10 protein-coding genes are annotated in these 12,839 nt (G+C 62.3%); 2 read left to right on the top strand and 8 right to left on the bottom strand.

Features of this window, described 5'->3' with window-relative positions:
- Position 1: 1 nt before the first annotated feature.
- Complete coding sequence (locus AB7828_RS01480; protein WP_441229199.1) at positions 2-1,708, bottom strand: IlvD/Edd family dehydratase; 1,707 nt, start codon at positions 1,706-1,708, stop codon at positions 2-4.
- Between the two features lie 87 nt (positions 1,709-1,795).
- Positions 1,796-2,611 (bottom strand): NAD-dependent epimerase/dehydratase family protein, encoded by an 816-nt coding sequence (locus AB7828_RS01475; RefSeq protein ID WP_441229198.1) that lies wholly within the window; start codon positions 2,609-2,611, stop codon positions 1,796-1,798.
- 146 nt (positions 2,612-2,757) lie between these two features.
- On the opposite strand from AB7828_RS01475, the gene AB7828_RS01470 reads away from it, so the two are divergent.
- Entirely contained in the window at positions 2,758-3,717 is a 960-nt protein-coding gene (locus tag AB7828_RS01470) for an SMP-30/gluconolactonase/LRE family protein (protein ID WP_441229197.1), read from the top strand.
- Positions 3,718-3,915: 198 nt separating this feature from the next.
- Here the strand turns inward: AB7828_RS01470 and AB7828_RS01465 are convergent, their stop codons facing one another.
- The 3 genes from AB7828_RS01465 to AB7828_RS01455 all read right to left on the bottom strand — a co-directional run bounded on the left by AB7828_RS01465 (position 3,916) and on the right by AB7828_RS01455 (position 7,663).
- The gene (locus AB7828_RS01465; RefSeq protein WP_068738114.1) at positions 3,916-5,346 is read right to left on the bottom strand and encodes an aldehyde dehydrogenase family protein; all 1,431 of its coding nucleotides are present in this window, start codon (positions 5,344-5,346) and stop codon (positions 3,916-3,918) included.
- 264 nt (positions 5,347-5,610) lie between these two features.
- Positions 5,611-6,585, bottom strand: coding sequence for a DMT family transporter (locus AB7828_RS01460; protein ID WP_439088990.1), 975 nt, complete (start codon positions 6,583-6,585; stop codon positions 5,611-5,613).
- Positions 6,586-6,742: 157 nt separating this feature from the next.
- The gene (locus tag AB7828_RS01455) at positions 6,743-7,663 is read right to left on the bottom strand and encodes a c-type cytochrome (protein WP_441229196.1); all 921 of its coding nucleotides are present in this window, start codon (positions 7,661-7,663) and stop codon (positions 6,743-6,745) included.
- Positions 7,664-7,827: 164 nt separating this feature from the next.
- Here AB7828_RS01455 and AB7828_RS01450 point away from each other — a divergent pair, with 164 nt between their 5' ends.
- Positions 7,828-8,250, top strand: a complete 423-nt coding sequence (locus tag AB7828_RS01450; protein ID WP_184515328.1) for a CHRD domain-containing protein — start codon at positions 7,828-7,830, stop codon at positions 8,248-8,250.
- A gap of 77 nt (positions 8,251-8,327) precedes the next feature.
- On the opposite strand, the gene AB7828_RS01445 is transcribed toward AB7828_RS01450, so the two are convergent.
- From AB7828_RS01445 to murJ, 3 genes are all read right to left on the bottom strand, one after another.
- On the bottom strand, positions 8,328-8,774 hold the full coding sequence (locus tag AB7828_RS01445; protein WP_093761935.1) for a c-type cytochrome: 447 nt from the start codon (positions 8,772-8,774) through the stop codon (positions 8,328-8,330).
- Between the two features lie 92 nt (positions 8,775-8,866).
- Complete coding sequence (locus tag AB7828_RS01440; RefSeq protein WP_441229195.1) at positions 8,867-11,164, bottom strand: xanthine dehydrogenase family protein molybdopterin-binding subunit; 2,298 nt, start codon at positions 11,162-11,164, stop codon at positions 8,867-8,869.
- A gap of 103 nt (positions 11,165-11,267) precedes the next feature.
- On the bottom strand, positions 11,268-12,800 hold the full coding sequence (murJ, locus tag AB7828_RS01435) for a murein biosynthesis integral membrane protein MurJ (protein ID WP_441229194.1): 1,533 nt from the start codon (positions 12,798-12,800) through the stop codon (positions 11,268-11,270).
- Between the last annotated feature and the right edge of the window lie 39 nt (positions 12,801-12,839).

Genomic DNA, 12,839 nt, shown 5'->3' with positions numbered 1-12,839 from the left:
GTCAGCCCTTCCCCTTCGCCGTCATGAAGTCGAAATCGCAGCCGTCATCGGCCTGCAGGATCGTGGTGTGAAACAGATGCGCATAGCCGCGCTTCGCCCAGTCCGGCGTCTTCGCTGGCGGGAGCGCAGCCTGGCGCTTCGCAAGCTCGGCATCGTCGACCAACAGATCGATCGAGCGCTTCGCCACATCCAGACGGATCATGTCGCCATTCTTCACAAGCGCCAGCGGGCCACCCACGGCGCTCTCCGGCGTGATGTGCAGCACGATGGTGCCGAAGGCTGTACCGCTCATGCGCGCGTCTGAAATACGCACCATGTCCTTCACGCCGGCACGCGCCAGCTTCATGGGGATTGGCAGATAGCCGGCCTCCGGCATGCCCGGTGCGCCCTTGGGACCGGCATTGCGTAGCACCAGCACGTCGTCTGCAGTCACATCGAGATCGGAGTCGTCGACGCGGTTGGTCATGTCCTCGACGGACTCGAACACAACGGCACGGCCGGTGTGCTGCATCAGCTTGGGCGACGCGGCGGAATGCTTGATGACGGCGCTGCGCGGCGCCAGATTACCGTGCAGGATCGCCAGCCCGCCTTCGCGCTTGATCGGATTGTCCTTCGAGCGGATCACGTCCTGGCCCGGCACTTCTTCGGCATTCACCACGATCTCGCGCAGCGTCTCGCCGGTGACAGATTTCGCGTCGAGATCGATGAGATCCCCGAGCTGTTGCATCAACTTCGGCACGCCGCCGGCATGATGGAAGTGCTCCATATAGTGATCGCCGGACGGCTTCAGATCGACCAGCACCGGCACGTCGCGGCCGAGTTCGTCGAAAGCGGCGAGATCGATCCGGTTCGGCGTGCGGTTGGCCATCGCGGTGAGATGAATGAGGCCATTGGTGGAGCCGCCGATCGCCTGCAGCACCACCTGGGCATTGCGGAACGAACCCGGCGTCAGGAATTCGCTCGGCTTCGGCCCCTTGTTCTTGGCGAGCGTCGCGGCAACCTTGCCGCTGGCTTCGGCGGACCGGAAGCGCTCGGCATGCGGCGCGGGAATGGTCGCGCTCATCGGCAGCGACAGCCCCATGGCTTCGGTGATGCAGGCCATGGTGGAGGCCGTGCCCATCACCATGCAGGTGCCGACCGACGGCGCGAGGCGCGCATTGACGTCGTCGATTTCCTGCTGGTCGATCTCGCCGGCGCGGAACTTGCCCCACATGCGCCGGCAGTCGGTGCAGGCGCCGAGCACTTCTCCCTTGTGATGGCCGACCACCATTGGGCCGACCGGGATAACCACCGTCGGCAGGTCGACTGACAGCGCCGCCATGATCTGCGCCGGCAGCGTCTTGTCGCAGCCGCCGATCACCACCACCGCATCCATCGGCTGCGCCTTGATCATCTCCTCGGTATCCATCGCCATCAGATTGCGCAGATACATCGAGGTCGGATGGGCGAAGCTCTCGCCGATCGAGATGGTCGGAAACACCATCGGCAGTGCGCCGGCCAGCATCACGCCACGCTTCACTGCCTCGATGATCTGGGGCGAATTGCCGTGGCAAGGATTGTAATCGCTATGGGTGTTTGTGATCCCGACGATGGGCCGGTCCAGCGCATCGTCGGAATAACCCATGGCCTTGATGAAGGCCTTGCGCAGGAACAGTGAAAACCCGGCATCGCCGTAACTAGTCAGCCCCTTGCGCAATCCGTCGGCCATGTGCGTTCCCATTCCAAGCTTGTTTTGAATGCTTCTTATGAAGCCGCCAAAATTCTTGTCAATGCGCGGGACGGACTGGCTGGGCCCCTATTTCGGCTCCCACACCTTACTGAAATCACCAGCGAATTCGGCGCTGCAAAATGCCCCGCCCTGATAGAAATCACCGACCGGATCGGATTTCATCTTCGCCTGTTCCGCCATTGCGTGTTCGCGATGATCCTCGGCTTTGCCGACCGGGCGATAGCCGAGTTCATAGGCGCGGGAGTTATCCCACCAGGCACGCTCGTTATAGGAGGCGCCATACAGCACCTCGAAATGGATCGCGGGATGTTCGAGCCCGATCTGGCAGAGCTGCACCAGATCCTCGGGCTTGAGCCAAATCGACAGCCGACGTTGATCCAGCGGACGGTCACCGAAATTGCCGATGCGCAGACATGTCACCGACAGTCCATATTTGTCGGCGTAGAGCGAGCCCACCGCCTCGCCGAACACCTTACTGACACCGTAGCGGCTGTCCGGCCGTGCGGTGACATCGGGCGGAATTTTGCTGTGACGCGGATAAAAACCAACTGCATGGTTCGATGACGCGAAGATGATGCGCTTGACGCCCTTCTTGCGCGCGGCCTCGAACAGATTGTAGCCGCCGATGATATTGGCCTGCAGGATGGTGTCCCACGGACCCTCCACCGAGAAGCCGCCGAAATGCAGGATGCCGTCCACGCCCTCGCAGATCGCCTCCACGGCGGCGAGATCGGCGAGGTCGGCCTGTTTGAAATTCTCGGTCGGCTTGAGATTGGGCGGCGTGGTGAGATCGCTCAGCGCCAGGTCAGGATAGATCGGCGGCAGCAATTCGCGCAAGCGCGTGCCAATTCCGCCAGATGCGCCCGTCATCAAGATCTTCATTCCGTCCCTCGCAATGTTGTCAGTTGTCAGACAAGTATGGCGCGGCGCGGGCGCAACGGCAAGGCAGTGGAACCGGCATTGCTTGCCGCCTACCCTCGCCAATGTTAGCAAACGCATCCGAGGAAACGACAGAGAACGAGACGCCAATGTCCGACACATCATCGCGCGGCTGGCAGCCGGCGACCTATTATCCCGATCCCGCCATCCACGCCCTCGATCCCCGTTTCGAGAAATACTGGATCAAGCTCGGCGCCATCGAACGCATCGCCACCGGCATGCGCTGGGCCGAAGGACCGGTATGGTTCGGTGACGGCCGCTATCTGTTGTGTTCAGATATTCCCAACAACCGCATTATCAAATGGGAAGAGGAAACCGGCGCGATCAGCGATTTCCGCAGACCGTCGAATTACGGCAATGGCAACACGCGGGATCGCCAGGGACGCCTGATCACCTGCGAACACGGCCGCCGGATCACACGCACCGAATATGACGGCTCCATCACGGTGCTGATGGATAATTTCGAAGGCAAGAAGCTGAACTCGCCGAATGACGTCGTGGTGAAGTCCGACGGCTCGATCTGGTTCACCGATCCGCCGTTCGGTCTGATGAGCAACTATGAGGGCAACAAGGCGCCGTCCGAAATCGGGCAGAATATCTATCGCATCGATGGCGATACGTTGAAATCCACCATTGTCGCCGATGATGTGCTCGGCCCGAACGGACTGTGTTTTTCGCCCGACGAGAAGCTGCTCTATGTCGTGGAATCCCGCGGCGTGCCGAACCGCAAGATTCTCGCCTACGACGTTGCCGCCGACAGCAAGACGCTGAAGAATAAGCGCGTACTGATCGATGCGGGCCCGGGCACGCCCGACGGCATGCGCTGCGATATCGACGGCAATCTGTGGTGCGGCTGGGGCATGGGCAAGCCGGAGCTAGACGGTGTCTTCATCTTCGCGCCCGACGGCGAACAGATCGGCCGCATCGCGCTGCCCGAGCGCTGCGCCAATGTCTGTTTCGGCGGCGTGAAACGCAACCGGCTGTTCATGGCATCGAGCCAGTCGATCTATGCGGTCTATGTGAACACGCAGGGGGCGTTGGGAGGCTGAGGGCACGCCGCCCTCTCAACGTCATTGCGAGCGTAGCGAAGCAATCCAGTCTTTCCACGCTTGTGGCCTTCTGGATTGCCGCGTCGCTTCGCTCCTCGCAATGACGGCGGAGAGACCATCGTAGAAACAAAAACGCCGGCATGGATGGCTCCATGCCGGCGTTTTCAGTCACGAAGCTTGCGCTTCAACGACGCGGTCTTACGCCGCGGTGTAGCCTGCGATCGCCTTGACTTCGAGGAAGTCCTCGAGACCATGCTTGCCCCATTCGCGGCCGTTGCCGGACTGCTTGTAGCCGCCGAACGGCGCCGTGCGATCGTTCGGAGCGCCCTGCAGGTTGACGTTGCCCGCGCGGATGCGACGGCCGAACTTGCGGGCGTTCTCAACCGTGTCAGCCGAGACGTAGCCAGCGAGGCCATAGGGCGTGTCGTTGGCGATGCGGAGCGCATCGGCTTCGTCCTTGGACCCCATGATCACAAGCACCGGCCCGAAGATTTCCTCGCGCGCGATGGTCATGTTCTCGGTGACGTCGGCGAAGATCGTCGGACGCACATAGAAGCCCTTGTTGACGCCTTCCGGCAGGCCGGGGCCACCGGCGACCAGCGTGGCGCCTTCCTCGATGCCCTTCTGGATCAGGCCCTGGATCTTGTCCCACTGGCCGCGATTGACCACCGGACCGATGACGGTGCCATCAGCGCGCGGATCGCCGGCCTTAGTCTTGTCCGCCTGGGCCTTCGCGATGGCGGCGATTTCCTTCATCTTCGCCTGCGGCACGATCATGCGGCTCGGCGCGTTGCACGACTGTCCGGAATTGTTGAACATATGCGCGACGCCGCCGGTGACGGCCTTCACGAAGTCGGCGCCGTCAAGGATCACATTCGGCGACTTGCCACCGAGCTCCTGGCTGACGCGCTTCACGGTATTCGCGGCGCGCTTGGCAACGTCGATGCCGGCGCGGGTCGAACCGGTGAAGGAGATCATGTCGATATCGGGATGTTCGCTCATGGCGACGCCGACATCCGGGCCGAGACCGTTGACGAGGTTGAACACGCCCTTCGGCACGCCGGCTTCATGGAGGATTTCCGCGAAGATCAGCGCTGAGGTCGGGGTGTATTCCGACGGCTTCAAGAGCATGGTGCAGCCGGCGGCGAGCGCGGGTGCGACCTTGCAGGCGATCTGGTTCAGCGGCCAATTCCACGGGGTGATCATGCCGACGACGCCAATCGGCTCCTTCGTGATCATGGCGGCGTTGTGCGCCTCGTCGAACTTGTAGGTCTTCAGCACGTCGAGCGTGGCGACGAGATGACCGAGCCCGGCACCGGCCTGCAGCTTCTCGGCCATCGGCAGCGGAGCGCCCATCTCGTCGGAGACCGACGCACCGATATCCGACATACGGGTCTTGTAGACCGCGATGATCTTTTCGAGCAGCGCGATGCGCTCTTCACGGGTGGTCTGGGAGAACGTCTCGAAAGCGCGCTTGGCAGCGGCGACAGCCTTGTCGACGTCGGCCTTGGAGCCCAGCGCAATGTCGTACATCGCATCTTCAGTCGCCGGATTGACGACAGGGGTGGTCTTTTTGACGACGGGATCGACCCAGGCGCCATCGATGTAGAATTGCAGGCGGTTGACCATTGGTAACCTCTTTGATTGCGGGAACGTCTGTCGTCAGAAAATTCTGTGCAGCCGGGTCTATCTGGGAAGGAACGACACGTCCGGCAAGCACCCTTGCGCGGTCATTTCGCCTCATGAGCCCGTCATGCACGGGGTGCCGCGTGAAAGCAGCAAATGCATATAAATCCAGCCGCGTGGCAGGAGCAAGGCCCCGTGTTTTGCGCGCGTTCTAAAATCGAAATGGCACAGCTTGCCAGTGTGCATTGCAACAAATTGAACAAGAAATCACCGCGACTTTGCGCGGACAGCGATGGGCGCGTCCGGATCAGCTTCGTCATCGGCCATGGTAGAAATCGGCGACATCGGTGTGTCACGCAGCCGCTTCAGGCCAAGATGGCGTTCGCGCAGGATGACGAAGATGCCTGCGCCCGCGACGATTACCGCGCCGCCGACCACGTAAGGCGTCGGCACCTCGCCGAACATCCAGAAGCCGAGCAAGAAGGCCCACAGCATCGCCGTGTAGTCGAACGGCGCCAGGAAGGACGCCGGCGCATAGCGATAGCTCTCGGTGAACAGCATCTGCCCGAGCCCACCGGAAATGCCGATGCCGATCAGCAGCGCCAATTCGAAACTCGTCGGCCAGCGCCAGCCGAATGGCGCCGTGAGCAGCGACGCCGCCATCACAATCAGCGTCATGAAGATGACGATCGCGGATGAGGACTCCGTTGCGGTCAGCCGGCGGATCTGGATGGTCGCACCGCCCGACGAGAAGGCATTGAGCAGCGCCAGCGACAGACCGATGATCATCGACGTGGTCAGCGCCGCGTGGTCGTGGAAATACGGCGACAGCATCAGGATCACGCCGGAAAAACCGATTGCCACCGCTGACCAGCGATAGGCATGGACCTGCTCTTTCAGGAAGATCGCGGCGAACACCACGGTGATCAGCGGCGCGATGAAGGCAATGGCGGTCACGTCCGCGATCGGCAATCGCGCCAGCGCGCCGAAGGTGCAGAACGTCCCGATCACGCTGAACGAACCGCGCACCAGATGCGCGGAGACGCGGTTGGTGCGCAGCGCGCCGCGCAATTGGCCGCGCCAGCCGAAGAACAGCACGATCGGGATCAGCGCAAACAACCCGCGCGCAAACACGATCTCGCCGAGCGGCACTTCGCTGCCGAGATAGCGACCCTGCGCGCCCATGATGGCAAACGCCATGGTGCTGGCAATCTTCAGCGACACGGCTTTGAAGATGTTCATGAGTTCGGGGAAATGGAGATCAGGGGAATCGTGGGGGTCTTCATATTGCAGCACACAATCACGTGAGGCCGCTCACGAAAACCGCCGATGCGACATGGCTTGGCGGGTTTCCATGCAGGGCTGCACCTCGCCACAACCCAACCTTGCGCGGTCGGTTTTAGCCCTTTTTGGCGGGCCTGAGGGGCCCCTCCACCGCAGGGAGCGACTTCAGATAGAGCGCTATCGCCGAGCGGTCGTCTGCGCTCAACTGGGAGGTATTGCGGATCACGCGGGCCATTGAGCCACCGGCGGTGTCGCCGTCCGGCGTCTGCCCGGTTTCGAGAAAATACGCGATGTCCTTTTCGCTCCAGTCACCGAGACGCTTTTGGGTGATGTTGGGTACCCAACCCTCTCCGTCAGGATTAGGACCTCCGGCAAAGCGCTGTGCCGTCACGATGCCGCCCAGCGCATTGCGCGGGCTGTGGCACTCGGCACAGTGGCCCAGCGCATTCACCAGATAGCTGCCGCGATTCCACTGCGGCGACTTCGATGCATCCGCCTCGAAGGGTTTGCCATTAAGGAACAGCAATTTCCAGACACCGAGATTGCGGCGGATGTTGAACGGGAATGGCACGGTGTGATCTGGCGCCTTGCTCGTGACCGGCGCCAGCGTCTTCAGAAAAGCGAACAGGTCGCGCGCGTCCTCCACCTTTATCTGCTGGTAAGACGTGTAGGGAAAAGCCGGAAAGTAATGCGAGCCGTTCGGCGACGTGCCCTTCAGCAGCGCCGTCACAAAATCAGCCTCGCTCCAGCGGCCGATACCGGCCGTGGGATCGGGCGAGATGTTGGGCACATAGAACGTACCGAACGGCGATGTCAGCGGGAGCCCGCCCCCGAGCTTGAGCCGATCCTGCTGCGCCGGCGTCGCATGGCATGACGAGCAGCCACCGGCATTGAAGACCACTGCGCCATTGCCGGGATTGGGCGTGTGCGGCGGAAGCGTGCTCGCAGCCACCGTTACGGGAATCGTCAGCCACCAGAACACGCCGAGGCCGATGACAGCCGCGACAAATGCGAGAATGAAAAGCCGTTTCAGCACGTGCATGTCCAATTGGTATCCGGGTCAAACTTCAGCACATAAAGCGCGTCGAACAGCCGCTGCCGGAACGAAACCGTGATCCATCCCTTAGGCTCCCGGGGGAATGAATTGGCGTCTCGGATGTTTCCAGCCATGACGACCTCACCATCATCAGGGAGAAACCCATGTCACCTCGTTCGATCATGCTCGCGTCCCTCGCGCTCGGCACCAGCATCGCCCTCGCCGGCCCCGCTTGCGCCGACAAGATGAAGGCGACCCTCAACAGCGCTTCCGAAGTGCCCGCCAATACCAGCGCCGGCAAGGGCACCGCCGATATCGACTTCGATCCCGCTACCAAGAAGCTGACCTGGAAGCTGACCTATTCCGGCCTCACGGGTCCTGCGACCATGGCGCATTTCCACGGCCCCGCCGAAGCCGGCAAGAATGCCGGAGTGGCCGTACCGATCACACCAGCCACATCCGGCTCCGAAGGCAGCGCCACGCTGACCGACGCACAGGCCGCCGACCTGTTGGCCGGCAAGTACTATGTCAACATCCACACTGAGGCCAACAAAGGCGGCGAGATCCGCGGACAAGTCACGAAGTAACATTCGAATCGACGATGGTTGAACAAAAGGGCGAGCGCTGCGGCGTTCGCCCTTTCATTCAGAGTTCACAATCGAGCTCAGATCTTCAGTCTGAACGTCTCGTGGCAGCCGCCGCATGCCTTGCCAATGCCGCCGACATTCGCCTTGAGGCTGTCGAGATCCTTGATCTTGGCCTTGGCGTCGGTGACGGCCTTGGCGAAGGTGACGATGTGGGCATCGAAACCGGCCTTGTCTTCCCAGACCTTCGGCGACGTCGAATAGTCACCCTCGGCCTTCAGACCCTTGGTGCTGTCCGGAAACAGTGTCGGCAGCTTCTTGGCGGTTTCGTCCAGCACGGTCAGCGCGGCCTCGACCGCGGCCTGATCATACGGCTTGTCGCCCTTGGCCATCGCGCTGAGCGTGCCGCCAAGAGCGCGACCATTGGACTTCATCAGCGTCTGGCGTTCCTTGACGATCTCTTGCTGGGCCGAGACCGCCCCCACACCCAACAGCAAAGCTCCGACAACGAGAAGCGCACGTTTCATCAACCAATACCCCTGTTTGGAATTCAATTAGGACTAGTTCGCAACATGTAGATGAACCCCGCCGCCATCCGGCTATTCCCGGCGGCGGCGCCCTACAGCGTGTGGAGCCGTTCGTGCTCGCGGATCGCCATCCAGACCCGCTCCGGGGTTGCAGGCATGTCGATGTGCTCGATTTTGTATTCGCGATAGAGGCCATCGATGATGGCGTTCATCACGGCCGGACAAGAGCCGATGGCGCCAGCCTCGCCCGCCCCCTTCACCCCCAGCGGATTGGTCACGCAGGGGATGTTGTGGGTCTCGAACGAAATCGGCGCGCCGTCGGCCGCGCGCGGCAGCGCATAGTCCATGAAAGTGCCAGTGACGAGCTGGCCGTCCTCGGGATCATAGACCGCCTGCTCCATCAGCGCCTGGCCGATGCCCTGCATGGTGCCGCCATGCACCTGGCCGGCCAGCAGCAACGGATTCAGCGTGACGCCGAAATCGTCGACGATGACGTAATTGACAATGGCGATCTTGCCGGTCGCAGGATCGATCTCGACCTCGACCAGATGGGTGCCGTTCGGGAACGTGCCGTCGGCGCTGCTGAAGGTTTCCGACGCATTGAGCTTCGACGGATCGGCCTTCTTCGCGAGATCGGCGAATGACACAGAGCGGTCGGTGCCGGCGATCTTCACCACGCCGCCATCGATCTCGAGGTCGGCGGCGCTGGTTTCCAGCACATCCGCCGCCAGCTCCTTGAGGTTGATACCGAGCTGCCTGGTGGCGCGCTGCACGCTGACGCCACCGGTCGGGATCGATGCGGAGCCGCCGGTGCCGAGACCGGTCGCCACCTTCGCCGTGTCGCCCTGAATGATGTGCACGCGATCCGGCGTCACGCCGAACTGTTCGGCGACGATCTGCGCGTAGGCGGTGTGGTGGCCCTGTCCTGTGGATTGGGTGCCGATCAGGATCGTGATGTCACCATCGGCGCCAACAGCAACGTTGGCGGTCTCGTCGCCCATGGTGCCGCAGACTTCCACATAGGTGGCCATGCCGATACCGCGAACCAGGCCCTCCTTCTTCGCGGCCTTGGCCCGCTTTGGAAATTCCTTCCAGCCCGCAACATCCATCGCGCGTTTCATATGCGCGGTGAAATCGCCGGAGTCGTAAACCTTGCCGGTCGCGGTCTTGTAGGGCATCGCCTTCGGCGAAATGAAGTTCTTGCGGCGGATCGCATCCGGCGTCATGCCGAGCTTGCGCGCGCATTGATCGACGAGACGCTCGACGACATAGGCTGCCTCCGGACGGCCGGCGCCGCGATAGGCATCCACCGGCACAGAATTGGTGAACACCGTGCGCACGCGGCAATGGAATGTCTGGATGTCGTAGAGACCCGGCAACATGCCGGCGCCGCCATGCGGGATGTAAGGTCCAAAGGTCGACAGATACGCGCCCATGTCGGCCATCAGGTCGACATCCATGGCGAGAAACTTGCCATCCTCGCTCAGCGCCATGCGTGCATGGGTAACGTTGTCACGGCCCTGCGCGTCGCCGAGGAAGTGATCGGTACGGTCCGCCGCCCACTTCACATTCTTGCCGAGCTTCTTGGCGGCAAAGGCCACCAGCGCATATTCGCGATAGGGAAACAGCCGCGTGCCGAAACCACCGCCGACATCGGGACAGATCACGCGCATCTTGTCCTTGGGCATCTTCAGCACGTTATCGCAGAGGATGTCGCGCAGACGATGGCTGCCCTGGCTGCCGATGGTCAGCGTCATGTAATCGCGCTTGGCGTCGTATTCACAGATCGCCGCGCGGGTCTCCATATAGTTGATGATGACGCGCGGATTGACGATCTTCACCTCGGCGACAACTGGCGCCTTGGCGAACACCGCATCGACCGCCTTCTTGTCGCCGATCGGCACATCGAACAGGATGTTGCCGGGATGCTTGGCCCACACCTGCGGCGCGCCCTTGCCGACGGCATTGACCAGACCGTTCACGGACGGCAGCGGCTTCCAGTCGACCTCGATCGCCTCAATCGCATCACGCGCCTGCGCTACAGTCTCCGCAACGACGAAGGCCACGGCGTCGCCGACATGGCGGACTTCCCCGGCGGCGAGGATCGGATAATCCGGCCCGGTGAAAGGATGATCTTCGAGATTGAACAGGCAGGGCAGACCGCCGAGGTCCTTGGTGTCTTCCGCCGTCAGAATCGCAGCGACACCCGGAAGTGTGTGCGCCTTGCTGACATCGATGGTGAAATTGGCATGGGCATGCGGCGAGCGCAGCACGAGGGCATGCAGCGTGACGGGCGCATGATCGTCGGTATAGCGGCCACGGCCACGAATGAGGGCGTCGTCTTCTTTGCGCAGGACACTCTGTCCGACGCCGAATTTGATGGGGGCCATCGTTCCTCCGCATGCAGTTTAGACTCAATCTACACTGCGGGAGGACGGCGGCAAGTGGCACGGGGGCGCCGCCCTGCCCGACTTTGGGACACGATGAAGCGAGCTATCTGGCGCGGACCAGGCTGCGCAGCCAGCTTTTGCCGAACAACATCAGAACCAATGCCGAATAGACCAGGACGGTCACGATGATGAGAACTCCCAGCGTCGCTTCGTCGCGGAGGCTGGTGAGGCCCGCAAACTGCTCCGCCGCAAGACGCGCGGCCCCCCACAGCACCGCGGCAAGGACCACGCCGGTCAGCGCGAATTTGCCCAGCGCCAGCAGGAATGCGCGGTCGAATTCGAGATAGCCGGCCCGCATGGCAAAGAAGATGACCAGCAGCAGATTGATCCAGGCGCCCGCCGCGGTGCCAAGCGCAAGGCCGATCTGCGCCAGGGGCCCCATCAGCAAAATCTTCAGCGTGACGTTGACTGCGATGCCGGTGAGCGCGGCAATCATCGGCGTCGTGGTGTCCTTGCGGGCGTTGAAGGTTGCAACCGCGCTGCGGATCATCACGAAGGGGATGAGCGCAATGGCATAGGCGGCGAGCGTCGCCGCAGCGACGGCAGCATCCGCCTTGGTGAAGGCCCCGCGGGTAAACATTGCGCGCATGATGACGTCGGGCACCACGAGGAATGCGGCGACGAAGGGCAGCGAGAACAACAGCGTGAACAGGAAGGCGCGGCGCTGCGCGCCCATGGCGCCGACGTGATCGTCTGCCGCCATCCGCCGCGACATTTCCGGCAACAGTACCGTGCCGATGGCGATACCGATCACCCCGATCGGCAACTGGTTGAGACGGTCGGCATAATACAGCGCCGACAGCGCGCCGACCGGCAAGAAGGTCGCGATGATGGTATCGGCAAATAATGCGACTTGCGTGCCCATTGAGCCGAGCGTCGCCGGGCCGAGCGCGCGGAAGAATCCGCGCACATCCTCGTCGAGGCGCAGCGGCGCGAAACGCGGTAGCCCGCCATGGCGCTGCAAGTCTCCGGCGAGCAGGAAATATTGCAGAAAGCCCGAAATCAGCACACCCCAGGCCGCCGCGTGACCTGCACTCGGAAAGAACGCAGCCAGCGCCAGCGTCGCCATCATGGAGATATTGAGGAAGATCGAGGCCGCCGCGGCACTGGCAAAGCGCTGCATGACGTTCAGCATGCCGCCATAGAGCGTCACCAGCGTGATCAGCAGCAGATAGGGAAAAGTGATGCGTGTCAGCTCGATGGCGAGATGACGCTGCGCGGGATCATCGGTGAAGCCCGGCGCCAGGATGCTCATGGCCTGCGGCATGAACAGAATGGCCAAAATGAGCAGGACGACCTGCGACGCAAACAGCAGCGTGAAGATGCGATCGGCAAACAGATGTGCCGATGCCGGCCCGCCCTTTCCCGTCACATGGGCATAGGCCGGGACGAAAGCGGCATTGAACGCGCCTTCGGCGAAAATGGCGCGGAAATGATTGGGCAGTCGCAGCGCCACGAAGAAGGCGTCAGCCACCGGCCCGGCGCCAAGGATCGCCGCGAGCATGATGTCGCGCGCGAAACCGGTGATCCGCGAGAGCAGCGTATATCCGCCGACGGTGAAAATGCGTCCCAGCATCAGCCGCTTCTACAGCATGAAGCGGCTGCGCAAAACGGC

This window comes from Tardiphaga sp. 215_C5_N2_1 (assembly GCF_052076055.1).
GTDB classification, from domain to species: Bacteria; Pseudomonadota; Alphaproteobacteria; order Rhizobiales; family Xanthobacteraceae; genus Tardiphaga; species Tardiphaga robiniae.
Note: the sequence above shows the minus strand (reverse complement) of the source record. Positions and strands in the feature narration are given on the sequence as shown.